We start from the raw sequence: 23,551 nt of genomic DNA, 5'->3' as shown, positions 1-23,551 counted from the left end.
TAGACAAATGTGGACAGCCTTCAATCAAAAATGTCGTGGGGGATCGAGGATCTACAAAACAAGGCTGTCCACATAAGGCGATGGGTTGTTGCAGGGGGCTTTCTTGCAGGGGGAAGGAAGAAAATCGATATTTAGGAAAGCCCCAGGCTGGAAGCCTGAGGGCACGAAGAGTAAGTTAACCTAAAAAAAGCTTTTGCAAAGTTTTGTATCTCCACCTCCAATGGTCGAACAACTCAAGCCTCGCTATTCTGCCGCCTGGATTAACAAAATTGCTGAAATTCCCCACGAGGCGTGGGATGCTTTGGCAATGCCACTCAAAACCCCGTTTTTAGAGTGGGAATGGCTGAATAATCTAGAAACTTCCGGCAGCGCAACTAGAAAAACTGGTTGGTTGCCAAATCACTTGACAGTGTGGCGAGACAGAACGCTGATTGCTGCTGCCCCACTTTACCTGAAAGGACATAGTTATGGTGAATTTGTCTTCGATCACCAGTGGGCAGAGTTAGCCGATCGCATTGGTGTGCGCTATTACCCGAAACTGCTGGGAATGACACCGTTTACCCCGGCTGAAGGCTATCGATTTTTAATTGCACCCGGAGAAGATGAAGATGAAATAACCTCGCTCATGGTGCATGAAATTGACGCTTTCTGCACCAAAAATCGTATTTCTGGCTGTCATTTTCTCTACGTAGATCCCGAATGGCGACTTGTTTTAGAACGCCTTGGTTTTACAACTTGGCTGCACCACAGCTACATCTGGGAAAATCTCGATTTTAACACTTTTGATGATTATTTGGGTGTGTTTAATGCCAATCAACGTCGCAATATCAAACGCGAACGCAAAGCGGTGGAGAAAATCGGTTTACGATTGGAAAAACTGACAGGTGATGAAATTCCCCAATCGCTGTTTCCTTTGATGTACGAATTCTACGCCGATACTTGTGATAAATTTGGCTGGTGGGGTAGTAAGTATTTAACGAAACAATTTTTTGAGCAGTTACACGCTAATTATCGCCATCGGGTATTGTTTGTTGCTGCATACAGCGAGCAAGATAATCGTCAACCTTTGGGAATGTCTTTTTGTTTATATAAAGGCGATCGCCTTTATGGTCGTTATTGGGGGAGTTTTCAAGAAATAGACAACTTGCATTTTGATGCTTGCTATTATTCACCAATTGAATGGGCGATCGCTAACGGAATTCAAAGTTTTGACCCTGGTGCTGGGGGTCGTCATAAAAAACGTCGCGGTTTTCCGGCTATGCCCAATCACAGTTTGCACCGCTTTTATAATAGTCGTTTAGAACAGATTTTACGCCCTTATATTCGTGAGGTGAATGAACTAGAACAGCAAGAAATGGATGCGATTAATCAGCAGTTGCCGTTTAGTCAAAAAAATTCTTAATTTTAATGAGGTGATGAATGTGGTAGCGGATGCCGAATAATGTCTCATTAGTTCGGCATTCAATGCTGCTACTCGATTTTAGCTACCGTGATTATTGAAATTTTGAGATGAAAATGCTCTCGTTCGCAACAAATCAAAATTCACCGTCTTCAATGCCTTCCCGAATAATTTCTTCATGTTGTCGCATTACTGCTGCCCATTCTGATTGTCCTCTAGATTCGCAGATAGATGCTGCTTTTTGTAAATCCTCAATTCCCTCTTGCGGTTGTCCTTCTAAAGCCAGAGCATTACCCCGGTAAAAATAAGCTTCAACATAGTTAGGATCGAGCTGGATTGCTTGCGTATACTCAATAATCGCCTCTTGATGTTGACCTTTTATATCAAACTCACGCCCATTGTTGAAGAATTCTTCAGCACTCACCATAGATATCAACTTTTTTTTCCCAGTGTTTGGACTACACAAATCTTTTGAATCCCTAACCTGTCCTGATACAACTATGTAGCAAGCTGACTGTTGTTGAGCTTTCGCTTTAGAGTCAATAATTGTAGGGCAGACGATAGCTACAGAACATAAGCTCAATATAAAGTAAAGGCGCTTTTTTCTTTTTGATTTCATTTTATATTGCTCTTGATTTTAATAGTTACATTTCAGGGAAGGAAAGAATTACACTGAAGAAGAAGTGTAAAAACCTAGATTAAATTTGATTTTTAGAACGACTATGGATTTGACAGCTGAAAATTTGGCGGCAATTGATGACAAGCTTTCTGGGCGTCATATTGACCTTGACCCAGCTGGATATTTTATTATTTATCTAGATCGGGAAGCGGGTTTAATTTCTGCCAAGCATTTCACAAATGTGATTGATGAGCATGGTTTAGCTGTCGATCCAGAAACGGGAAAAGTGATTCCAGCACGGGGTAAGGTGCAAAGAACTCACACAACAGTATTTACAGGGAGGACAGCTAAGGAACTTTGTGTAAAGATTTTTGAAGAAACTCAGCCCTGTCCGGTAAGTCTTTTTGACCACGCAGCTTATTTGGGTCGCGAATTTGTCCGCGCTGAGGTTGCTTTGGTGACAGGGCAAGAGTATGTTCAAGATTAGTTGTTAGTGGATGGTTGTTAGTGGATGGTTGATAGTGGATGGTTGATAGTTGATAGTTGATGGTTGATAGTTCTTGGTTAACAGTCAACAGTCAAGAGTCAACAGTTATCAACGCTCCCACGCTTCCACGCTCCCACTATCCACTATCAACTAACCCCTAACAATCTTTATTGCCCGTCAGAAGATGGTTGAATTACTAGATAGATGTAGTAAGTTGCCATTGGGATGACGGTTGCGGCGATTAAAAGTCCTACTACCCAAGCAGTAGCGTTACCTTTGATATTTTCGGTTTCTTCTGCTTTCTTAAATGTGCCTTCTACTTGGACAGTTTCGGCGATTTGGGGTGGTCCGGGGTCGGGTTGACCGGAGAGGACGGCAACAAGGCGATCGCTTGCATCGATAAATGCTTGATTGTATTTGTTACCGTTTCTTAATGGTTCTGCCAAGGTTTCAGATGCGATACTATTAGCGATCGCTTCTGGCATCAAAGACTTGACTTTGTCGCCACTAATAATAGCCGTACCGTTGGTAACGGTGTCAATCATCAGTATGCTTTGATTTGCTCTTTGCTCTTTTGTGGGAAACCATTTTTCAAAAAGGCTTTTGGTAAAGCTTTCCGGTGTTTCTCCGTAGTCTAGACGGCGAACTGTCACTATTCTCACTTCATTCCCAGTTTGCTTTGCCAAATCTTCCAAGGCACTGCTAATTTTACCTTCATTAAAGAGGCTAATAACTTCACCTTTATCCACAACCCAGGTGCTGCCCGGTGTAAGATTCGGCATATCATATACACCTGTCGCCAAAGCGGGTGTAGCAAGCAGCGACGAAGCCAAAATTATCATCACCAGCGGCAGAATTAGCCGTACTAGGTGTTTTGTCATGTTAAATACTTGATTGAGGAGCTGTTTCATAAAATGAATCCTTCATACCTTCTTTCGACAAAATACTACACAACTACTATAAAAAATCACATCTTTAACTGCTTTTCTCCACTTTTCCGTTTAAGGATAGGGTGTAGGCAGTAGAAAAACTTAAAACCCCTCATTCTTTCGTAGTAAGCGTTTTAACGCTTATGAGTGTTTTAATTTTCAGCAGTTAAGTTTGGGGTGACAAAAAATCAGACAAAACGGAGACGGTTCCTTCATCCTTTGATAGTCGCTCTTGTGTCCTTGGATCTATTAAACTTGGCTGTCCCGTAATGTCGGCGTTTTAGCGTAGGGGAAAGGTCATCCAGCCAAATCGAACATTCGACCAGGTGGGATATTGTGCTTATGCTGCGCTGAATCTAACTTCAAACTTAGGCAAATTTCTGTTACAGCTTGATTGAAGAAAAACCGTCCCAGCCTTGGGTTTTGGGATTAACCCAAGTGCTTGGGAGCGGACTCTGTAAACGATGTGTTAATTATATCCTATGGAGAAATTTCTCAGCAAGTTGCTTGATGGGTTGCAACGTGCTAGCAGGGAAACACACATGAAAGCACTTTCGTTGTAAATTTGAGCGCAAGATTCGGAATTTTGAAGCAAAAAATATATGACTCTCATCCTCACCAATGACGACGGAATCGACGCTCCCGGAATTAAATCGCTGCTCAAAGCTGTCAACGGTCAAGATATAATTATCGCCGCTCCCAAACACCATCAATCGGGTTGCGGACATCAAGTCACCACAACTCGTCCCATTCACTTACAGCGACGTTCTGAGCGCGAATATGCGATCGCCGGCACTCCCGCCGATTGTATCAGAATCGCATTATCACAAATTAGCCAAAATGTCAAGTGTGTTTTATCGGGGATCAATGCTGGCGGTAATTTAGGAGTTGATGCGTATATTTCCGGAACTGTGGCTGCTGTCAGGGAAGCTGCGATGCACGGTATTCCCGGAATCGCGGTTTCTCACTATCGTAAAGGCAAGCTGAATGTAGATTGGGATGTAGCGGCAAGATGGACAGAAGGCGTTTTAGCTGACTTACTTCAGCGCCCTTTAGAGCCTGGAAGTTTTTGGAATGTTAATTTACCACATTTAGTGCCGGGAGAACCAGATCCAGAAGTTGTATTTTGCCAACCTTGTACCAAACCGTTACCGATTAATTACCGAGTTGACGGCGATGATTTTTATTATGCAGGAGAATATAGCAAACGCGATCGCACTCCAGGCAGCGATGTCGATGTATGTTTTTCCGGTAAAATTGCTGTCACTCAGTTAAAAGTTTAACTTTTTGGCTGTAAGTCGCACTCATCTAACGGGGAAAAGCAAGTCCCAAAGAAAAATTAAATATTATCTAGTGGTCTTGACCGAAGATTGTTCACTTCCTACTTTATACTTCGGATATCCTCGTTAGATGCGAACGTTATAGCTTCATCCTTCAGATGTACCTTGAATCAATGTCATCAAGCGGTCTAAGGTATGTGTCAGATGATTTAGCCTTTGCAGTGTATCATCCTGAGATTCAGCAAGGGTCTGCACTGCATCACATAATGCCAAAATTTGATAACCCTGTTGCTGTACCTGCTTTCCCTGTTCTTCTACTTGCACGCTGATAGTATCTACTCTTTCAGCAAAACGTTCAATAGTTTCCGTGGTAGCAAGTACTGCTTCCCCGATTTGTTCAACAATCGATTCTAGGCGATTTATTTTAACTTCGACCCCTGCTGATACCATGTCTGTAACACCCCAACTTTGAGAGAGCATAAAAGTAATCTCGCTACTAATGTTTGAATAAGTTAATACAGGCAGCACAATGCATTCGCTGCTATTGTGATATTATTTGCGATTTTATTCCTCGGTGCTTTTGCTGAATATATAAAGGTCTTGCTCTTTAGTTGTGATGATTGCTTTCGCATTAACTCACATTTTCATTTTGCAAACAGCGCCATCCGGCACATTACCTAGTAAAATCTACCTTGAAGGATGGGTTTTACATCTGTGTCAGATATTTTGGAATTTATCAGCCGACCTTTTTGCACTTGACTAACGGCAGAACGAGTGAAGTGGGAAATTTTCTCCAGTATATGCACTCATTTGGTAGCAAATTCTAACATGAATACATCTTAACTTCACATTTAAAAAGATTTTTCATCCACCATAAGTAATATTTAATTAACTTCACATTAAGTTTATCAAATATGATGATCTCAATCTGATTGATGAAGATTCAGTGAAACTACTGGGGACATGGATTTTCTTTTCCTGAAGCTAAGTCTATAGTCGAATTAAAGCTCCGTGATTTTACGTTCTTCGCTTAATATTCGGCTCGGCAATGTACCAAACACCATTAAAAACCGTTTTCCAGGGTGCAACTTCACAAGTTTGGGAATTAGCACTTACCCCTCACCCATCAGTGCAGTCTAAACTTAAACGTTGTTTAGATATTTTCGGAAGCTTGATAGGACTTTTGATTTTAGCGATCGCCTTTGTGCCGATAGCACTAGCAATTAAAATCGATAGTTCCGGTCCAATTTTCTTCGCTCAAGAACGTTATGGGCTACAAGGACGTTCATTTCGTATGCGTAAATTCCGATCAATGGTTGTTGATGCCGAAAAATTAAAATCGTTAGTGGATAACGAAGCTAATGGACTTTTGTTTAAAAATAAAAATGACTTCCGTGTAACAAAAGTGGGGCGCTTTTTAAGAAGTACCAGCTTGGATGAACTTCCCCAGTTTTGGAATGTGCTAGTAGGCGAAATGAGTTTAGTAGGAACCCGTCCCCCTACCGCTGATGAAGTAGCTTACTACAATCAGCGTCACTGGCAACGTTTAAATGTTAAACCAGGGATGACTGGTGAATGGCAAGTTAACGGTCGTTCAAGCGTGAAAAATTTTGAGCAAGTGGTCGATTTAGACTTGCGTTATCAAGCAAATTGGCATCCGCTATATGACTTGCAGTTGATTTTGAAAACAATCTACGTCATATTTGCAAAAGTAGGAGCTTTCTAGGAACTTAGTTGTTTAGGGGTAATTGCTAATAGATATTGGCTCATGCTGTTTAGCAATTACCATGATTTATTTACTGTAAATTAAAGTAGTTTATATTATCGAGTAACTAAGAAAAACGATGCCGATCGCCCAAAAAGCGAAGCCAGCATTGCGAATATTCTGAAGTTTTCCCACGCTGATTATATTGCCAATTTCTCTGGCACTCATGGCAACAACAAATTGAGTCAAGGTCAAACCCAGCATATAAGCAATTTGTGAACTGATTGGTGTCTCTAAAATCGCTTGACCATAAGTATAACCGTGAAATAAACCAGCTGTAGCCGTCAGCAGCACCACTACCATTAGATTTGGTTGACTGGGAATTGCTAGCATAACCGCAAAAACGATTGTGAAAAAGGCGATCGCTGTTTCTGCGCCTGGTAAATCCAGATATAGTAGATGATTGATAGTTCCTAACAGCGTTGCGAACACAAAGCCTGCGGGTATGAAAGTGCCACGCACAACTACACCAGAAATTAAGCCAATAGCAACCACACTAACCATATGATGCAAGCCGAGTACAGGATGTGCTAACCCCCCCAGAAAGCCATCAAACCAGTTACAAATGGCTAGGTGTTGGGTCAGCGTAAATGAACTCAGCAGGCTAATTACAAGTAGAGAAGCGATCGCGTAAACATGGCGATACAGTAATCTAGATCCAGGAAACTCGCCAGAAACACGATTTGATAACTCAGTGTGAAACATCGTTTATGCCAAATAGTTTTTTTGAGGTTATTTATAGTGCCCAAATCTCAAAAAAACTAACGCATGTTTTCATCTTTTAGATCCCCTTGAGATCCCCGACTTCTCGCCAGAAGTCGGGGATCTTGTGGGATCTTGTGCTAAAGTGCATCTGGATCGATATTCAACTCTCTGAGTTTAGCGGCTAATTTTTGCGCTTTCTCTTCTGCTGCTTGTCGTGCGGCAGCTTCTTCTTCATAAGTTAGCAGTGTTTTGCCCGTTGCTGCATCGTAAAAGCGCATATCCCCAGACTTAACTCGTAACTCTAACCCTAAAACTTCACTGGTTAGAGACACAGTACCATCTTCTAAGGTATTACTAGCAATCGGGAAATAATTGCCCTCAACTAAGCGTAAACCCTGAAGTTGAGGAGTAAGATAATCACCTGTAGGGTCATATTGGAAATATTCACGCACTCCTAAAAAAGCGTAGATTCCTTTCTTTGCACCTTGGTCTTTACTGCGGGTTGCTTTTGAGGTAATTTCTAAAACAAAATCAGGACTTTTATTGTTTTCTTCCCAAGTTTTGTAAGAACGACGTTGGCGATTTTCGACTCCAAAAACTACAAAGACATCTGGGGCAACAACTGCTTCTGGATTACCTTCTTCGTAGTAAATAAATAAATTTCCGGAAACATACACATTAGGAAGGTTTTGAAAGTAAACCTCCAGCACCTCTGTTCCATAACGTAGATAAAAACGCGCTTGGTCACTTTCAGCCATTGGCTTACCGTCCTCATCCGGATATTCAATTGGGGTAACGGGGATATACTCTATAGAGACTGTCATTGATAATCCCTCAAAACTAGGATTAACTTGAATGTAGCAGTAATGTGCAGTGAATGGCGCTAAAAAGAATTAATTATGTTTTACATGAATCGGAATCTGGATGATAAACTCTGTACCTTGAAGCGGTGCGGAAATACACTTCAACTGACCACCATGTTTGTCAATAATTTGGTAGCTAATCGACATCCCTAAACCTGTACCTGAACCGACAGATTTTGTCGTAAAGAACGGGTCAAACATTTTTTGCTTTACTTCTTCTGTCATCCCACAACCATTGTCATAAAACCGAATCATCACTTGATTATTGTCTACAACTTGAGTGGAAATGCGAATTTGGGGTTTATCGTTCTGTCCATTATCAGTTGTTTTGCCAGTAACTCCAGGTGTCCTAACTGAAATCATTCCCTGACAACTGACCATTGATTCCTCTAAAGTATCAATGGCATTAGTTAGGATATGCATAAACACTTGATTAATCTGTCCGGCATAGCATTCGACTTTAGGCAAATCGCCATATTCTTTAATAACTTCGATAGCTGGAGAATTTGTTTTAGCTTTTAAACGATTTTGCAAAATCACAAGAGTACTATCAATACCTTCGTGTAGATCAACTTTCTTTATTTCCGCTTCACCTAATCGGGAGAAATTTCGCAACGATAAAACTATTTGGCGGATGCGATCGCTTCCCATTTTTATAGAAGATAAAATTTTGGGGAAGTCTGCTTTAATAAAATCAAGGTCTATTTCTTCTGCATAAGCATGAATCTCTGGTGTTGTACAGGGATAATATTTTTCATAAAGTGAAATCAAACTGAATAAATCTTGCACATACTCATGGGCAGGGGCAATATTGCCATAAATAAAGTTAGCAGGATTGTTAATTTCGTGGGCAATTCCTGCAACTAACTGTCCTAAAGAAGACATTTTTTCAGTTTGAATTAGTTGAGCTTGTGTATTTGCCAGTTCACCAAGAGCAAGTTTCAATTGGCAGTTTGCAGTTTCTAGTTGTGCTGGACTTGGCAAAGCTATTGCCTTGGGAATTACTGGTAGCAGTGCAATAGCTGTAGACAAAGAAACCAAGGCAGTAATAACTTTCAAAAAAGCGGATAGCCAGTAAGTCGGATGCCAAAGCGTCCACACGTCCATTATGTGTGTTGTACCACAAGAGACGATAAAAGCTCCAAATAATAGAATTATCCATTTGAAGGGTAAATCCTCTCGCTTTTTGACAAAGTAGACAAGGATAACCGGGATAGAGTAATAGACTAGGGCAATCAAAGAATCTGATGCGATATGTATCCACACTAACCAAGGTTTCCAGAGGTAACAATGTCCATGTGGAATGAATGAGCCATCACTAAAAAAGCTTTGCAAAAATTGCAGCATCTGAGAAAATACTGAGTATAATTTCTTGGAAATATTCCGCTGATAAATTATACGCGCTGCAATGATAATTATCCCTAGTGGAAATTATTGACAGTAGCAATATTATAAAAACTTAATGCAATAATTCTTCTACTTGATGCTGACTCCATAAATTTCTGTAAAGCCCCGGTTGCTGTACAAGTTCTAAGTGATTGCCTGTCTGGACAATTCTACCTTTATCCATCACAATAATGCGATCGGCAACAGCAGCGGCAGATAATTGATGAGTGATAAAAACAACAGTTTTACGTTGCGTACCACCAGAGAGATTTTTTAAGATTTGTGTAGCTGTTTGATTATCAACGCTGGAGAGGGCATCATCCAAAACTAACACTGGGGCATCAACTAACATTGCTCTAGCTAAAGCAGTGCGTTGTCGCTGACCGCCAGAAAGAGTAATACCACGTTCTCCTACCAAAGTTTCATATTGTTGCGGAAAATTAATAATTTCTGGGTGAATTTGTGCGAGATGGGCAGCTGATTCTACATCTTGTTGTTCGCTGAAAGGATCGCCGTAGCGGATATTATTTTTGATGGTGGTACTAAATAGAAAGCTATCTTGAGGAACGTAGGCGATCGCATTTCTTAAATCTGCCAACTCTATTTGGGTGATGTCTTTACCATCCAAAAATAACTGCCCTGATTCAATATCTAACAAACGTGGCAAAGCATTCGCCAAAGTTGATTTACCCGAACCGATCGCACCGACAATTGACACAGTTTCCCCAGGAGTAATGGTAAAGTTAACTTTATCTAAAGCTGCGGTGGCAGCACCCGGATAAGTGAAACTGAGATTTTTCGCAGACAATTCCCCTTTAATTGTGTCTAAAGGTAGATGTATAGCGGCGCTTGTATCTTCAATTTGTGGTGTGACAGAAAGAATCGCCTGAATGCGATCGATACTAACTTCACCGCGTTGATAAGCAGTAATTGTAAATCCTAACAAAGCGGTGGGGAAAACCAGACGCTCTACATAAAGCAACAGTGCGACAAAATCGCCCACGCCGAGGTTCCCCGAAGCGATTCGCGTTGCCCCCAACCAGATAATAACTAGCGAACTGAGACTAGCGAGTCCGCCAATTAGGGGGAATAATCGATTTCGGGTGTTCGCTAATTGCAGGTTAGCCTCAAATAAATTCTTATTTTTTTCCAAGAAAGCGCGACGCTCGTTTTCTTCTTGGGCGTAGATTTTAATTAGGGCAATACCTGATATATCCTCTTGGATGAGATCGCTGATGTCGGAAATTTTCTCTTGTACTGCTGCTTGTTGGTTGCGTAAGCGATCGCTAAACACATGCACCAACAAAAACATCAATGGATAAACTGCCAGAGAAGCTAATGTCAAATCCACACTCAAAGACAGCATCACCGGCAGCGTCAAAGCGTAGGCAAACACAGTATTTGCCAAACTTAATACAGCAAAACCCAACAACCTGCGGATATTATCTACATCACTAGTCGCTCTACTAATCAAATCACCAGCAGTATTCGTAGCAAAATAAGCCGGTTCTAATTTCAGTAAGTGTTCAAAAATCTGTTGTTTCAAGTCAAATTCTACCTGACGCCCCACCCCAAACAGCCAAATGCGCGAAGCCATACGCATTAACCACATTGCCGTACTCAGAAAGAAGATTGGTACTACAGAATTTAGTATTTGGCTCAAGCTAAAGCTGGCTGAGAGTTTGTCAACTGCCGAACGAATTAATAAGGGGATATAAACCCCCAAACCGTTGACAATCAACAAAGCAATAATACCTAATGTTGCCTCCCGCCAATGGGGACGCATGTAAGCACCGAGTTTAGCAAGTCGTCGTGATTGTGCCATTTAAGGGGAATGGGGAATGGGGAATGGGTAATAGGGAATGGGTAATGGGGAATGGGTTATAGGGAATGGGTAATGGGGAATGGGGAATAGGTAATGGGTAATGGAACCTCTATTCTAAAGAAAGTTTTTTCAGGATGCTTATTCTTCCTGGACTCGACTCTAAGCTGAGGGAATTCTAGGCGCGACTCATGAAAGAAATAAGTAAAAAATTAAAAGAATTGCCCCATAAATTGAGGGGCTTGCATCCTTTTAATTTTACCTTTTCCCTTTTGCCTTAGACTGAAGCGCCGTTACCTGCCACGCAAGAAGAAGTAAGTCTGGTTGAGATAACTTTCCCAAACTCGCGTTGTTAGTGACAGTGTTTCTGCATTGGGTACAAAGTCTTCTAGCCGCAATCCTCGTCTGGTGATATCCGCAGGATTTTGCAACAGGTAGGGTGGAACTTTAATCTCCAGGTTGTTTAATGCTATGGTTGCCACACTTGTATCCACAGCAGGTAGAATGCGCTTCGCCACGACATCAGAAATAATTGCATCAGGCGATCGCCCCAATGCTACTAGTGTCCCAGATGTTGACGCGAGGCGGTAATTTTCGATTTGACTGGCGATTGAGGGTGAACCTACCATTGCCACAGGCGATCTAACTAAGAAATAGGCAACAGCTGGTGTACTTGCCAATATTAAAATCGTTAACGCCCAGCCAAGCAAGTATCCGCCTGGTTTGTCTATTGCTCCACCCTTGATTCTTTGAGCTGCAAACATCATCATCAACATTGATGCTCCCAAAGGCTTGAGCGGAAATGACACCACTCTCCACAACGAAGCCACCGCCGGTTCATTAGGGTTAATAAATGACAGCGCTAAAACGAGCAACAAAATAACTACGACCAATCGTCCGCCAAAATTTCCTGAGGGATAAAATCTCTGGAACAAAGAATAGACGATTGTGCCAACAAGCAGCCAGAGGAGTACCCGGCTTAATAGTAGAAACATACATTTACTCTCAAATCTTCTAGTGCGATGAGCGCTAGTTTGGTGAGTCCACCACTGCGGAGGAAAACCTGACGCAGGTTAGTAGGCGCGAACCCCTAAGGGTCAGCCTAGAGGTTTTGGGCAGTTGATTGATTTTATTGTCAAATTGTAAGCACATTGTTACCTGACTACAAATACATCACAACGTCACTCCCCAAGAATGGGGGTGACTCCCCTCACACAAAGACTACCGTCGTAGTGATTTTAGAGCAATTTTGTGATAATGGACGCAGTATTTATAATTTTTCAGTCAAATTAAGTATGTTCGCTTAAAATTTTTGCGATTGAGAAGGATAAAGTTAAGACTCCACCGAAGTTGTGGAGGATTTGAAGTCAGATGCTTTGCTTTATTTTTTTCTCCACAAATAAGTCTGGAGGTAAGCAAGCAGCTATGAAGGATAAAAAAGTTCATCATTCATGCTTTCTGACAACAGTCATCTGCCATTAGTAATTTAAATTGATTAAGTGGTTGTGAAATTAAACATGAAAACTATGTCGTCGGAAAAGCCCTGTATTTTGGTAACTGGGGGAGCTGGATATATTGGCTCTCATACGGTGCTTGCTTTATTGCAGGCGGGATATGAGGTGATAATACTGGATAATCTCGTATATGGGCATCGTGACTTGGTAGAAAACGTTCTAAAGGTAGAACTGATAGAAGGAGATACAGGCGATCGCCCTTTGTTAGATAACTTATTCTCTACCCGCAATATTGCCGCTGTCATGCACTTTTCTGCCTACGCCTATGTGGGAGAATCGGTTACTGACCCGGCAAAATACTACCGCAATAATGTTGTCGGTACTTTAACGCTGTTAGAAGCAATGCTGGCAGCTTCTATTAAGAAATTTGTCTTTTCTTCCACTTGTGCCACTTATGGTGTACCGGAAGTTGTGCCAATTCCCGAAGACCATCCCCAAAATCCGATCAATCCCTACGGTGCTACTAAGCTGATGGTAGAGCGGATTCTTTCTGACTTTGATAACGCCTACGATTTGAAATCAGTACGTTTCCGCTACTTTAACGCCGCTGGTGCCGATCCTCAGGGTCGCTTGGGTGAAGATCACAACCCAGAAACTCATTTAATTCCTTTGGTGCTACAGACAGCTTTAGGCAAACGCGAATTTATCTCAATTTTTGGCACTGATTATCCCACGCCTGATGGTACTTGTATTCGCGATTATATTCACGTTAACGATTTAGCAGACGCTCATGTTTTGGGATTGAAATATCTCTTAGACGGGGGGGATAGCGAAGTTTTCAATTTAGGCAATGGTAACGGCTTCTCTGTCAAAGAAGTTATTGAAACGGCAAAGCTTGTCACAGGACGTGAGATTTCTGTCAAAGAATGCGATCGCCGTCCTGGAGATCCACCATCACTCATCGGTAGCGGTGACAAAGCCAGAAAAATCCTAAACTGGCAACCTCAATATTCATCCTTGAAAGATATTCTCGTTCACTCCTGGCAGTGGCATCAGCAGAGGCATAAATAGGGAATGGGGAATGGGCAATGGGGAATGGGGAATGGGGAATGGGGAATGGGTAATAGGTAATAGAAAGAAATTATCTCCCCACCTCCTTGTCTCCTTGTCCCCCTTGTCCCCCTTGTCTCCCACTCCTCCACTCCCCCACTCCCCACTCCCCACTCCCTACTCCCCATTCCTCCTCCGTTGCTGTACGACAAACACGATGCCTCCTGCTGCAAGGGCTGATAAAGCGATCGCTATTGGTATAAACCCGCTTTTTCTATCTTCTACGGCATCATTGACATTTTGGACCTTTTGTGTTTCAGTGGCTGATGCTGAACCGGCGGCGACAGTGACTTCAAAGTTTAACTTAAACGGTCGGAAACTCTCGCCAGATGCAGGTTTGCCGCTTAGTTGTAGCAGATAAGCTCCGGGCTTGGGGAATGTAATTTCTGAACCGGGAATGCCTTTATAACGCTCGGCGCTAATGGCTTGCAAGGGTGGCTCAAGCAGTGCTGGCTCTTTTGCTGAATGAGGTTCAGCGTAAACAGCCAACTGGCAATTACACTCTTTCAGGGGGATAACTTTTCCACCTTTACGAGTGAGAGCAATCCAAACTTGGGAAGGTTCTCCAGCACGGGGATTATCGTTTGGTTGAATGTGGAGCGTACCGCCAACATCTGCCGCTGTTTTGACGTTATGGGCAGAGGCTACAGAAATATTCGTAAGTGATAATACTAAGCCAATCAGTAATATTACACACTTACTCGTTCCCTGGCTCTGCCAGGGAATGCCTTTAATGAGGCTCTGCCTCACGTTTTGGGAGGCAGAGCCTCTTGTAAACTGTTCCCAGGTTGAACCTGGGAACAAGAGCGAGGTTGAACCTGGGAACAAGAGCAACAAGAGCAAGGCTAAACCTGGGAAAGGATATGATTTACCACGCCTTGGTTGGGGTGTCGTAGGCATCATGAGCGAATTTTCAATTTGGAATTGGAATTTTGAATTTTTGATGGTGGGTTTCTAAAACGCAACAGCAATACACCGAAAGTGACAATTCCTACAAGCACTGTTGCTAATTTATTTGCCCAAGTTAATTGTAAAGAGCCGAGGTAATGGGAACCAATTAGCACAGTATGAATGCCACTAAAAAGCAAAGCTGGTAAGCTTAATAAATGAATTTGTCGCCAACGCTTGCCTAAGGACTTTTGCAAAGAATCAAAACTTGTCAAAGCTGCGGGAGTCATCAATATCAGTGCTACAGCACCTATAGCTATACCCCACTGAAAATCAGGTGGCAAAAATAAGAAAGAATAAAAATTCCATTGGAGTGTGTGTTCTATCATGTGGACAGTGTGAGCAAAAGACAGAACAAAAGCCCCCACTCCCAAAGCACGACGGTAACGCATGGGGGAAGCCCAGAAGCTGCTAATCGGACGGGCAATTAATGCCATTATCAAGCATATCAAGGCAGCGTGTCCGGTGTAGTCTACCATTGTGTTGCCAGTCCGCAACAGAGTAATAGCACCAATAAAGAGAGTAACCCAACCACCTAAGCGAAATAGCTGACTGCGTTTGTCTTGACTTACCAAAGATGCAGACACACCTACACCTAACATCATGGGTAAAGTTCCCAAACCAAAAGCCAGCATAGTTGCTGCCCCCATCCACAAATTACCAGTTTCCGCAGCTTTAATTTGGGCAGCATACAAAAAACCACAAGGCATCAAACCCCATGTCATGCCTAAAAGTGCTGGTGTCCACCATGTTGATTTTAAAGAAAGTTTGACCATTGCTTTATTTAGGCGATCGCGTAATTTCCCTTGCAACAAAGGATGTAACATCGGTATACGCGGCAATAAGTCGGGTTTTATTTGTCTTAACCCAAACCATATCAGCATCAAACCCGTGATAATCGCCATCCATCGGCGTAAATCGCTACCCACTCCTGCAAATTTTCCACTAGCGAGCAACACCGAACCCAACGCCCCAATGCCCGCACCAACTAAGGCATAACTCAACATCCGCCCCAAGTTAAGCAATGTATGAAATTTTAATTGCTGTCGCCAATTGAGAGTTTCTTGTTTATTAGATAGGGAAAATGCCACCGATAAAGGACCGCACATCCCGACGCAATGACCAAAACTCCCCAGGAATCCTAAAACGACAATGAGCAGCAAATCTAGCATTTTGATGGTGGTTGGTGGTTAGTAGTTGGTTGATAGTTGTTAGTTGATAGTGGTTGGTTGATGGTGGTTGGTGGTTAGTAGTTGGTTGATAGTTGTTAGTTGATAGTGGTTGGTTGATAGTGGTTGGTTGATAGTGGTTGGTTGATAGTGGTTGGTGGGAGCGTTGATAGTAGGAGCGTTGTTAGTGAGGCAATTAAGAATTAACCTTTAACAATACTTAATCGCTTGTCAAAAGACGAGGCGTCAAACTTGCTTGGGAATGAGCGCAATTGTCGTAAGTAGCGGTAATTCATGAATTACCGCTACGCTATCCTATGTCAAAAGACAAGGGGATAAGGAAGAGATTTTATGAAAAAATGGATTTGGCTGATGTTGGTGGTGCTGGTGGCAGTTGTAGTCATGAGTATTGGTGTGTTTTTTCATCCTAGGGAAGAGACACCTGTTGTTGCAACCACGCAAGTGGAAACATCCCAAAAGCCATCAAAGCAGGTGACGATCGCTCCCCAAGTATCTGCTTCTTTGTTATTTGCTCACGTTCAAAAGTTAAATTTTAAGCGCTTCACAGATGTAGAGCGATCGCGCTCTCGCACTTACATTACATCGGAATTGAAAAAGTTAGGCTGGAAACCAACCTTAGAAAAATTCTCTTCAGGTGTGAATATCTTTGCTGAACGTCAAGGAACTGACAAAACAGCAGGAGCAATTATCGTCGCAGCACATTACGATACCGTTGCCATCTCTCCTGGTGCTGATGACAACGCTAGTGGTGTGGCTGTAGTGCTGGAAGTTGCCCGACTTCTCGGTTCTCGTCCCACTCCCAAAACATTGCAGCTAGCATTGTTTGATAAGGAAGAAGAGGGACTTTTGGGTAGTAAGGCTTTTGTCACAAACGTGACACACTTGGCAAATCTGCGGGGTGCGATCGTTATGGATATGGTGGGTTATGCTTGCTACACAGTTGGATGTCAGCAGTATCCACCGACTTTACCTGTCACCCCACCCAGCGACAAAGGCGATTTTTTGGCAGCGATCGGCGATGCAGAACATTTGCCTTTACTTAATGCTTTTCAAAACTCACAGTTACCACCAACTCCTATAAAAAAGGGGGATGTAGAAATGCCACCATTGCTAAAGCTGGCGATTCCCCTGAAAGGTTTGCTGACACCGGACACGCTACGCAGCGATCATGCACCATTTTGGTTTCAGGGAGTGGGTGCAGTGTTGGTGACAGATACCGCAAATTTACGTACTCCGCATTACCACCAAGCTAGCGATACACCGAAAACAATCGAGCGATCGTTTTTCACAGGTTCGGCGCAAATTGTGGTGAATGCTACTACTGTGTTGTTAGGCGATCGCACGTTTTGACATTCCTTAAATTCTCTGAAATTTAGAAGCTTCAAATATTCCACCTTAATGCCCTAACGTAGAATGCTGCATGAATCACGAGCCAAAACGATAAGCCAACTATAAAATTTACAAACAAAGGTAGAGGGTCGTAGACGCACAGCGGCTTCCGTAGGTGGGCAGAAGGCAGAAGGTAATAAGTATCAATTAACCCTCTTTTATCACTTTCGGGGGAGAATAATCTGGAATGCTTACAGCATAAGACTTTTATCAAAAACCTTGATTTCAGCCATTGTGTTAGAAAATAAACGCTCAAATGCCCGTTCTATCTACAGTTGAAAATTTTGCTCTTATTTTTATTTTCCCAGAGTGACAAAACAGGGTTAAAAATGCACTTGTGGGTATAAAGCCTACTAAGGAAGAAAATGTATTTCGAGAGGCGCTGCGCGAGGAAATACGGTGTCCTTGTTTCAATCCCACGTAGGGACTGATCGGGCTACAGGTTTTAGCAGTAGTTTAAGGGTTATATGTCCACGTTGAGAATTCGCTAAACTGGGCAGATGGAAATATGTCACAAGTAAAGAAATAATGTCAATCATTGCCAAAGTTGATGAATTATTCATCCAGTGGGATAAACCTGATTCCCCTGGATGTGCTATTGCTGTTATTCAGAATGAGGAGATAATCTACCATCGCGGTTATGGTATGGCTAATTTGGAATATAACATTCCTATATCTGTTAATTCTGTCTTTGATATCGCTTCTAACTCCAAGCAATTTACAGCGATGTGTATCGTTTTACTAGCCAGACAAAAGTTTCTTGACTTAGATGATGATCTGCAAAAATATATTCCAGAAATTCCTCAATATAGTCAGCCTATTACTATTCGTAATTTGATCGCTCATACCAGTGGTTTGCGCGACTATTCGATGCTAATGTTCTTTGCTGGAATGATGTTTGAAAACAAGTATTTAAATGAAGAAATTATTGCTTTAATTGCTCGACAGCAAAGCTTAAATTTCGATCCTGGAACCGAGCAACTATATTGCAATTCTGGCTACATCTTATTAGCAGAAATTGTGAGGCGTGTCTCTGGCAAATCTTTACGTGTATTCGCTCAAGAACAGATTTTTGTCCCACTAGGAATGAAAAACACGCATTTTCACGACAACTTCAAAGAAATCGTGAAAAATAGAGCCATTGGATACGCTCCAAAAGATGGAGGTGGTTTCCAGATCGATATGTCTTTTCACGATTTTTGTGGAGACGGACAGCTTTACACAACAATCGAAGATTTACTACTTTGGGATCGGAACTTCTACCACAATATCTTAGGTGGCTACGAACAAGATTTAATTGAAGAGGTCACTACTCCATGCACACTCAACAATAGCAAAGTTTTGTCAGGTTCATTTGGCTTATATATTGGCAGTCGCGGCGGCTTGAAAACAATTAGGCACGGAGGCGCTTGGACCGGTTATCGGAGTGACTTTATTCGATTTCCTGACCGTCAATTTTCTGTTATCTGTTTGGCTAATCTAAATACGATTAACCCAACTAAATTAGCTTTTCAAATTGCTGATATCTATTTAGAGAATGATTATATTGAAGATATTGTTAAACCTATTTCGCGTTCTATAAGCTCTATTAATTTACCCGTAGTGGAACTACAGAACAAAACCGGACTTTATTATAACTCCACAACTGGAAGCATATGGGAATTAGAGATAAAAGATGAAAAATTAATGGCTAAATTAGCATGGATGCGTTTTCAACTTGTTCCGATTGACACCAATCATTTTCAATCTGTCGATAATGAGATAAATTATGACATTGAGTTTTCTGAATATTTGAATCAAATAATAGTCAAAGTAGATATCGGCAATAATATTAAAATATCTACTCTTGAAAAAATGTTAGATTCTCCAAAAGAGCTATTAACAGATTATCTTGGTACTTATTATTCTGCTGAATTAGAGTCGGAATTTCAAATAACTTTAGCAAGCAATAGATTGTATTTTAAGAGCAAAGGTTGTTCACCGTCCCATCTCAGAGTTGCTGGGCAAAACCTCTTTGTTATATATCCTATATATGCGGACACATATGCAGATAAGTTTGAATTTGTGCGAGATCAAGAAGGTCGAGTTGTCGGTCTATATCGTTGTAATGACAGGGTGCGAAAACTCTACTTTAGCAAACAATAATTCAGGAGGCAGTCCGGCTTGAGGTCGAAGGCAGGAGGAACCCACGTTTAAAAACGTGAGATTGATCTTGGACGCTTTATACAAGAGCGCCTACAAGGGTGGTATAATTCTTTCTTTAAACTGAGCTTTAGACTCACAAAGTAAGTTTTAATTAATATTTCTAACCTCCAGCATAGCTGCCCTCTGCCTCCTGCCTTTCTTTGTAATCAAGAGCAGTAAAGAGTCTACTGAAGAAATTTATACAGTTGTGTGGTTTACCCTCGACAATAACAATGAAGCAATCGCTTATACTGCAATACTTAGGGGATTAAATTATTGTGTAGTCAATTCCGAGACATACCCTAACAACCGTGTTGCAGCGGAACAATCAGTTTTCTTCGTTGAGTTGCAATGCGATGTAAAGTTACTCAGTAATGACAGCGGCAGAACAATCCCGTTGCACACCGACCGTATCAAGTTACACGTTTGAGCCATTTCGTGTAATGGACGTTACGATCGCAATGCTTCTCACCAAATGCCAAACGAGTTATGAGAAGAACTGTTCTCATATTTAAAATCAGCAACGCCCTAAACTTCGCTGTGTCCCTACCTTATATTTGCCCGTCTCCAATTCATTGAGGAGTAACCACTGCTGAAGTCTCGTTCCATCTTCCGGAGAAAACAAAATTTTCTAACGGCTTACGGGTGCGCGGGGCTAAGGTTCGTTGCAACAGCTTTTCAGATAGTATTTGCGGATCTCCTATATAACCCAGTGCGATCGCTGCCACTGGCTCATAACCCTCAGGAATGCTGTACACTGAGCGCGATAAAGGAACATCAAATCCCGCCATTTGGTGAATAAATAACCCCAATGCCGTTGCTTGCATCGCTAGTTGAGCTGCTGCTGCCCCAACATCATGAAAAGCGTGTCGATTTTCCACGCCGTTGCGCTCAAACTGTAGCTTCGCCACTGATAGCATTAATACTGGGGCAGTCTTTGCCCACTCTTGATTACCTTCTGCTAAACAGCTCAGTAAACGGTCAAATTCAGCCGGGTTGTCTTTAGTTGCAACGATAAAACTCCACGGTTGCTCGTTGTAAGAAGAAGCCGCCCATCGTGCTGCTTCTAACACACTGCGTAATTTTTCTGGTTCAACCGATTTTTCTGAGAAAGCTAGAGGACTCCAGCGTGCTGATAACAAATCATCAATCGGATATTGAGTATCAGATGATTTGTTGACTCCAAGATTATCAAGTGTTGTCATTGTTTTGTCCTCACGTTTCTAGCTTGCGACCAACCATATACCACAAACCCGCAGCATAGGGAATGTAACTGAGTTCTGTAAAACCTGCTTTCGCAAACTCGTACTCGAAGTTGAAATGGATAAAGTCATCCAACCACGGTTCTTCAATATAAGCGCTCAGGGCGTATTCACCACGAAAGGTGTCAGCGTATAGTACCCAACCTCCGGGTTTGGTAATCCGGTACATCTCCTTAAGAATCTTAGGTGTCCACTCTTTAGGCGTCTCGTGAAAGAGTAGTGATGACGTGACAAGATCGAAGGAGTTGTCAGGGTAGCCAGTGTGACGGGCGTCCACCTGCTCGAACTTAGCCCGCTCACCAAATCCAGCCTTGTTAAACTTGTGTTGAGCGATCGCCAGCATGTAAGGCGAAACATCAGTAATGCGAAAAGTAGCCTGTGGAAACCGCCGTGCCAGAGCCAGCGCTCCTTCAGCCGTACCTGCACCAAGCTCTAGCACCGTATCAATTTGAGTGTCTTGAGGAATTAGTTCAGCCATTTTCTCGCGCAAAGAAAGGCAACTAACATTGTGGCTGAGGGGAATAATAACATCCATAGCAGCATCCCAGGCTAAACACGACTGAGGGTTAGTGTAGCCATCAGTTACCCCATGAATGGGAGCGTGGATGTAGTCAGGGTAATATTCATGGTCGGTACGGTAGCCTTTGAGTTCCTCTGCCCAATTAATTGAGGCATATTCCTGCATTACTGAGGGCATCGCTGCGTTAATACGTCGAATCACCTCGGTTCGATACGCTTGTTTGTCCTGTGCGGTCTTTCTCGGCATAAATGAACATCTCCTACTTACACTCGTTGCTGGCGTTCCGTTGACTCCAGGAGTGGGAACGAGAAATAAACTGCATTCTCCAATATAGTCTAGTATCTTTTTTGTATGAGATGCTCCCGGATGCTTGGCAGACTGTTAGTCGTGAAGATGATGCCACAGATAGATGCGTAGTTTCCCCAACTTTGGGTTTAGTAAGATGCGTAAGTCCTACATTATTTGTAATTGCTCGTAATCATCGGGCGTATCAATATCAATACGCCCTTGCAAGAAAGGAATAGAAGTAACTTCGTTAATATATTTCTTTATTATCTGCTTGGCGCCTTCCCCTTGTTTAAGGTTCGTCAGTTTTGAGAAAAAAGTATGGTGAAATAAAGCTGGTACGCCTAATGTACCTGCATACTCGCAAGCAACGATCGCTTTATTCGTCAAACGATATGCTTCTACTAGTTGATTGATAACTTGCACGGAAACAAAAGGCTGATCGCAAAGTGCGATCGCTACTGCTTCTACATTTTGCCCCAAAGCATTTACACCAGCTTGAATTGAAGAACCCATCCCCGAAGCCCATTGAAGATTTTCTACAATCTGCACGGGTAGTTGACAAATCTCCGGTTTTATGATTTCGGCATTTGCCCCAAGTACGACGATGACCGGTTGGTTTTTGGAGGCGATCGCTACTTCTGTTATATGACGAAGCAAGCTGCGACCCTGATACGGTAACAATTGTTTTGGTTTGCCCATGCGCGTTGATGCACCCGCTGCAAGGATGATGATGCCAATAGTGGGGTTTGTCATCTTGAATGGCAAAAGATTAAATATAACTTTAGTAGAGACGTTCCGGCGGAACGTCTCTACGAACCGGCGGAACGTCTCTACGAACCGGCGGAACGTCTCTACGAACCGGCGGAACGTCTCTACGAACCGGCGGAACGTCTCTACGAACCGCCGGCACGTCTCTTGTGAAAACGTTAAATTTTTCCCTAGCGCGATTGACATTTAAGCGAATGCTTAATTAATATATATTTAAGCGAATACTTAAATAAGGAAGAAAACACCTGGAAGCTTGGTACACGGTAATTCCAAATCGGTATGAGTAGACATGCTGCCAGTGCGGATATATTTATGGCGATCGCCGATCCGACACGACGAGCGTTATTAGATCAATTGCGTAGCGGTGAGCAACCTGTCAAACAGTTGGCTGAACCATTTGCCATGAGTTTACCAGCCATATCTCAGCACTTGCAGATACTTTGTGAAGCTGGCTTAGTCCAAATGCGGAAAGCAGGACGACAGCGTTTGTATCGACTCAATCCGGAACCTTTAAAACAGGTATCTGATTGGATTGCCCATTACGAGCAATTTTGGCAGGAAAAACTCAATGCCCTTGGCACCTATCTGGAGGAGGAATCATGATTGGATTGAATATGGAAGTTTTCTACGCTTATCCCCCGCAACGAGTTTGGCAAGTAATTACTAACAGTCAAGCGCTAGCAGCATGGCTGATGGAAAACGACTTTCAGCCACGTATCGGACACAAATTTAAATTTCAGCATTCGACACTACCAGGAATAGACGGAAGCATTGATTGCGAAGTAATTGAACTTGATGAACCAAAACGACTTTCTTATACTTGGCAAGACAAATTAATGCATCAGCCATCAATTGTTACTTGGACGCTAACACCTGTTGATGGTGGAACTCGACTGCAACTCAAACATCAAGTATTGCAGCATGAAGCTATCAAATTAGATCAGCCACAGCATTCTGCGGAAACTTGGCATCAATTTATGTACGAGTCAAATACTGTAACTCAGACACTATTAGCGCCTAGCGTTCGCACTCACTTATCTCAGTCAATACCTGTTGGGAGATATGAGGTATTAAATAGCATAATTCTCAATTCCTTTTTTAACAATGGTTGGAATTACAAACTCAACGAAATCCTACCAGAAATATTAAAAAAATCGTAGTAAGCACTTCAGTGCTTAAAACA

23 protein-coding genes are annotated in these 23,551 nt (G+C 42.4%); 9 read left to right on the top strand and 14 right to left on the bottom strand.

Going from position 1 to position 23,551, the window contains the following annotated elements; translation table 11 throughout:
• The first annotated feature begins 220 nt into the window (after window positions 1-220).
• Complete coding sequence (locus PI95_RS20865) at window positions 221-1,402, top strand: GNAT family N-acetyltransferase (RefSeq protein ID WP_039737312.1); 1,182 nt, start codon at window positions 221-223, stop codon at window positions 1,400-1,402.
• Window positions 1,403-1,535: 133 nt separating this feature from the next.
• On the opposite strand, the gene PI95_RS20860 is transcribed toward PI95_RS20865, so the two are convergent.
• The gene (locus PI95_RS20860; protein WP_163519054.1) at window positions 1,536-2,018 is read right to left on the bottom strand and encodes a tetratricopeptide repeat protein; all 483 of its coding nucleotides are present in this window, start codon (window positions 2,016-2,018) and stop codon (window positions 1,536-1,538) included.
• 103 nt (window positions 2,019-2,121) lie between these two features.
• On the opposite strand from PI95_RS20860, the gene PI95_RS20855 reads away from it, so the two are divergent.
• Complete coding sequence (locus PI95_RS20855) at window positions 2,122-2,505, top strand: DUF4346 domain-containing protein (protein ID WP_039737311.1); 384 nt, start codon at window positions 2,122-2,124, stop codon at window positions 2,503-2,505.
• Between the two features lie 167 nt (window positions 2,506-2,672).
• On the opposite strand, the gene psb32 is transcribed toward PI95_RS20855, so the two are convergent.
• Complete coding sequence (gene psb32, locus PI95_RS20850) at window positions 2,673-3,416, bottom strand: photosystem II repair protein Psb32 (protein WP_039737310.1); 744 nt, start codon at window positions 3,414-3,416, stop codon at window positions 2,673-2,675.
• Window positions 3,417-4,036: 620 nt separating this feature from the next.
• Between psb32 and surE the strand changes: the two genes are divergently transcribed.
• Entirely contained in the window at window positions 4,037-4,717 is a 681-nt protein-coding gene (surE, locus tag PI95_RS20845) for a 5'/3'-nucleotidase SurE (protein ID WP_039737309.1), read from the top strand.
• Window positions 4,718-4,861: 144 nt separating this feature from the next.
• Here surE and PI95_RS20840 read toward each other — a convergent pair whose 3' ends face one another.
• Window positions 4,862-5,164: a hypothetical protein gene (locus PI95_RS20840; protein ID WP_039738213.1), complete on the bottom strand. Its 303-nt coding sequence runs from the start codon at window positions 5,162-5,164 to the stop codon at window positions 4,862-4,864.
• Between the two features lie 598 nt (window positions 5,165-5,762).
• Between PI95_RS20840 and PI95_RS20835 the strand changes: the two genes are divergently transcribed.
• Complete coding sequence (locus PI95_RS20835) at window positions 5,763-6,440, top strand: sugar transferase (RefSeq protein ID WP_039737308.1); 678 nt, start codon at window positions 5,763-5,765, stop codon at window positions 6,438-6,440.
• 90 nt (window positions 6,441-6,530) lie between these two features.
• On the opposite strand, the gene PI95_RS20830 is transcribed toward PI95_RS20835, so the two are convergent.
• The 5 genes from PI95_RS20830 to fraI all read right to left on the bottom strand — a co-directional run bounded on the left by PI95_RS20830 (window position 6,531) and on the right by fraI (window position 12,250).
• Window positions 6,531-7,184, bottom strand: a complete 654-nt coding sequence (locus tag PI95_RS20830; RefSeq protein ID WP_039737307.1) for a HupE/UreJ family protein — start codon at window positions 7,182-7,184, stop codon at window positions 6,531-6,533.
• A gap of 137 nt (window positions 7,185-7,321) precedes the next feature.
• On the bottom strand, window positions 7,322-8,008 hold the full coding sequence (locus tag PI95_RS20825; RefSeq protein WP_039737306.1) for a Uma2 family endonuclease: 687 nt from the start codon (window positions 8,006-8,008) through the stop codon (window positions 7,322-7,324).
• Between the two features lie 69 nt (window positions 8,009-8,077).
• Window positions 8,078-9,394: a sensor histidine kinase gene (locus tag PI95_RS20820; RefSeq protein ID WP_039737305.1), complete on the bottom strand. Its 1,317-nt coding sequence runs from the start codon at window positions 9,392-9,394 to the stop codon at window positions 8,078-8,080.
• 112 nt (window positions 9,395-9,506) lie between these two features.
• Window positions 9,507-11,258 (bottom strand): ABC transporter ATP-binding protein, encoded by a 1,752-nt coding sequence (locus tag PI95_RS20815; RefSeq protein WP_039737302.1) that lies wholly within the window; start codon window positions 11,256-11,258, stop codon window positions 9,507-9,509.
• A 290-nt stretch (window positions 11,259-11,548) separates the two neighbouring features.
• Window positions 11,549-12,250, bottom strand: a complete 702-nt coding sequence (fraI, locus tag PI95_RS20810) for a septal nanopore formation protein FraI (protein ID WP_039737300.1) — start codon at window positions 12,248-12,250, stop codon at window positions 11,549-11,551.
• A gap of 531 nt (window positions 12,251-12,781) precedes the next feature.
• Here fraI and galE point away from each other — a divergent pair.
• Window positions 12,782-13,780 carry a UDP-glucose 4-epimerase GalE gene (galE, locus tag PI95_RS20805; protein WP_039737299.1) on the top strand — a complete coding sequence of 333 codons (999 nt, stop codon included), beginning with the start codon at window positions 12,782-12,784 and terminating at the stop codon, window positions 13,778-13,780.
• Here galE and PI95_RS20800 read toward each other — a convergent pair.
• The 3 genes from PI95_RS20800 to PI95_RS20790 all read right to left on the bottom strand — a co-directional run bounded on the left by PI95_RS20800 (window position 13,762) and on the right by PI95_RS20790 (window position 15,939).
• Window positions 13,762-13,926 carry a hypothetical protein gene (locus tag PI95_RS20800; protein WP_163519053.1) on the bottom strand — a complete coding sequence of 55 codons (165 nt, stop codon included), beginning with the start codon at window positions 13,924-13,926 and terminating at the stop codon, window positions 13,762-13,764. The two genes, galE and PI95_RS20800, sit on opposite strands and share 19 nt — an antisense overlap.
• 10 nt (window positions 13,927-13,936) lie before the next feature.
• Complete coding sequence (locus tag PI95_RS20795; protein WP_336507418.1) at window positions 13,937-14,569, bottom strand: hypothetical protein; 633 nt, start codon at window positions 14,567-14,569, stop codon at window positions 13,937-13,939.
• 149 nt (window positions 14,570-14,718) lie between these two features.
• Entirely contained in the window at window positions 14,719-15,939 is a 1,221-nt protein-coding gene (locus tag PI95_RS20790; protein ID WP_052324630.1) for an urease accessory protein UreH domain-containing protein, read from the bottom strand.
• A 348-nt stretch (window positions 15,940-16,287) separates the two neighbouring features.
• On the opposite strand from PI95_RS20790, the gene PI95_RS20785 reads away from it, so the two are divergent.
• A complete protein-coding gene (locus PI95_RS20785; protein WP_039737298.1) occupies window positions 16,288-17,307 on the top strand; it encodes a M28 family peptidase in 1,020 nt (339 codons plus the stop codon).
• Window positions 17,308-17,874: 567 nt separating this feature from the next.
• Window positions 17,875-19,491: a serine hydrolase domain-containing protein gene (locus PI95_RS20780; RefSeq protein WP_039737297.1), complete on the top strand. Its 1,617-nt coding sequence runs from the start codon at window positions 17,875-17,877 to the stop codon at window positions 19,489-19,491.
• 611 nt (window positions 19,492-20,102) lie between these two features.
• On the opposite strand, the gene PI95_RS20775 is transcribed toward PI95_RS20780, so the two are convergent.
• The 3 genes from PI95_RS20775 to PI95_RS20765 all read right to left on the bottom strand — a co-directional run bounded on the left by PI95_RS20775 (window position 20,103) and on the right by PI95_RS20765 (window position 22,353).
• Window positions 20,103-20,735: a nitroreductase family protein gene (locus tag PI95_RS20775; protein ID WP_039737296.1), complete on the bottom strand. Its 633-nt coding sequence runs from the start codon at window positions 20,733-20,735 to the stop codon at window positions 20,103-20,105.
• 10 nt (window positions 20,736-20,745) lie between these two features.
• Window positions 20,746-21,558 carry a class I SAM-dependent methyltransferase gene (locus tag PI95_RS20770; RefSeq protein ID WP_039737295.1) on the bottom strand — a complete coding sequence of 271 codons (813 nt, stop codon included), beginning with the start codon at window positions 21,556-21,558 and terminating at the stop codon, window positions 20,746-20,748.
• Window positions 21,559-21,765: 207 nt separating this feature from the next.
• Window positions 21,766-22,353 carry a nucleotidyltransferase family protein gene (locus PI95_RS20765; protein ID WP_039737293.1) on the bottom strand — a complete coding sequence of 196 codons (588 nt, stop codon included), beginning with the start codon at window positions 22,351-22,353 and terminating at the stop codon, window positions 21,766-21,768.
• Between the two features lie 294 nt (window positions 22,354-22,647).
• Between PI95_RS20765 and PI95_RS20760 the strand changes: the two genes are divergently transcribed.
• Window positions 22,648-22,971, top strand: a complete 324-nt coding sequence (locus tag PI95_RS20760; RefSeq protein WP_039737291.1) for an ArsR/SmtB family transcription factor — start codon at window positions 22,648-22,650, stop codon at window positions 22,969-22,971.
• Entirely contained in the window at window positions 22,968-23,528 is a 561-nt protein-coding gene (locus tag PI95_RS20755; protein WP_163519052.1) for an SRPBCC family protein, read from the top strand. Before PI95_RS20760 ends, PI95_RS20755 begins: the two co-directional genes overlap by 4 nt.
• Window positions 23,529-23,551 lie beyond the last annotated feature (23 nt).

It is taken from the genome of Hassallia byssoidea VB512170, from assembly GCF_000817785.2.
Taxonomy (GTDB): Bacteria; Cyanobacteriota; Cyanobacteriia; order Cyanobacteriales; family Nostocaceae; genus Hassallia; species Hassallia carrinoi.
This window is presented reverse-complemented; position numbering and strand designations above follow the sequence as displayed.

Excerpts from the sequence above, each read along its gene's own strand:
- PI95_RS20830 (WP_039737307.1), bottom strand. The coding sequence starts at position 7,184 with ATGTTTCACACTGAGTTATCAAATCGTGTTTCTGGCGAGTTTCCTGGA.
- PI95_RS20760 (WP_039737291.1), top strand. The coding sequence starts at position 22,648 with ATGAGTAGACATGCTGCCAGTGCGGATATATTTATGGCGATCGCCGAT.
- PI95_RS20775 (WP_039737296.1), bottom strand. The coding sequence starts at position 20,735 with ATGACAACACTTGATAATCTTGGAGTCAACAAATCATCTGATACTCAA.
- PI95_RS20860 (WP_163519054.1), bottom strand. The coding sequence starts at position 2,018 with ATGAAATCAAAAAGAAAAAAGCGCCTTTACTTTATATTGAGCTTATGT.
- PI95_RS20770 (WP_039737295.1), bottom strand. The coding sequence starts at position 21,558 with ATGCCGAGAAAGACCGCACAGGACAAACAAGCGTATCGAACCGAGGTG.
- PI95_RS20840 (WP_039738213.1), bottom strand. The coding sequence starts at position 5,164 with ATGGTATCAGCAGGGGTCGAAGTTAAAATAAATCGCCTAGAATCGATT.
- PI95_RS20865 (WP_039737312.1), top strand. The coding sequence starts at position 221 with ATGGTCGAACAACTCAAGCCTCGCTATTCTGCCGCCTGGATTAACAAA.
- PI95_RS20780 (WP_039737297.1), top strand. The coding sequence starts at position 17,875 with ATGTCAATCATTGCCAAAGTTGATGAATTATTCATCCAGTGGGATAAA.
- surE (WP_039737309.1), top strand. The coding sequence starts at position 4,037 with ATGACTCTCATCCTCACCAATGACGACGGAATCGACGCTCCCGGAATT.
- galE (WP_039737299.1), top strand. The coding sequence starts at position 12,782 with ATGTCGTCGGAAAAGCCCTGTATTTTGGTAACTGGGGGAGCTGGATAT.
- PI95_RS20835 (WP_039737308.1), top strand. The coding sequence starts at position 5,763 with ATGTACCAAACACCATTAAAAACCGTTTTCCAGGGTGCAACTTCACAA.
- PI95_RS20825 (WP_039737306.1), bottom strand. The coding sequence starts at position 8,008 with ATGACAGTCTCTATAGAGTATATCCCCGTTACCCCAATTGAATATCCG.
- fraI (WP_039737300.1), bottom strand. The coding sequence starts at position 12,250 with ATGTTTCTACTATTAAGCCGGGTACTCCTCTGGCTGCTTGTTGGCACA.
- PI95_RS20855 (WP_039737311.1), top strand. The coding sequence starts at position 2,122 with ATGGATTTGACAGCTGAAAATTTGGCGGCAATTGATGACAAGCTTTCT.
- PI95_RS20820 (WP_039737305.1), bottom strand. The coding sequence starts at position 9,394 with ATGCTGCAATTTTTGCAAAGCTTTTTTAGTGATGGCTCATTCATTCCA.
- psb32 (WP_039737310.1), bottom strand. The coding sequence starts at position 3,416 with ATGAAACAGCTCCTCAATCAAGTATTTAACATGACAAAACACCTAGTA.
- PI95_RS20755 (WP_163519052.1), top strand. The coding sequence starts at position 22,968 with ATGATTGGATTGAATATGGAAGTTTTCTACGCTTATCCCCCGCAACGA.
- PI95_RS20790 (WP_052324630.1), bottom strand. The coding sequence starts at position 15,939 with ATGCTAGATTTGCTGCTCATTGTCGTTTTAGGATTCCTGGGGAGTTTT.
- PI95_RS20765 (WP_039737293.1), bottom strand. The coding sequence starts at position 22,353 with ATGACAAACCCCACTATTGGCATCATCATCCTTGCAGCGGGTGCATCA.
- PI95_RS20785 (WP_039737298.1), top strand. The coding sequence starts at position 16,288 with ATGAAAAAATGGATTTGGCTGATGTTGGTGGTGCTGGTGGCAGTTGTA.
- PI95_RS20815 (WP_039737302.1), bottom strand. The coding sequence starts at position 11,258 with ATGGCACAATCACGACGACTTGCTAAACTCGGTGCTTACATGCGTCCC.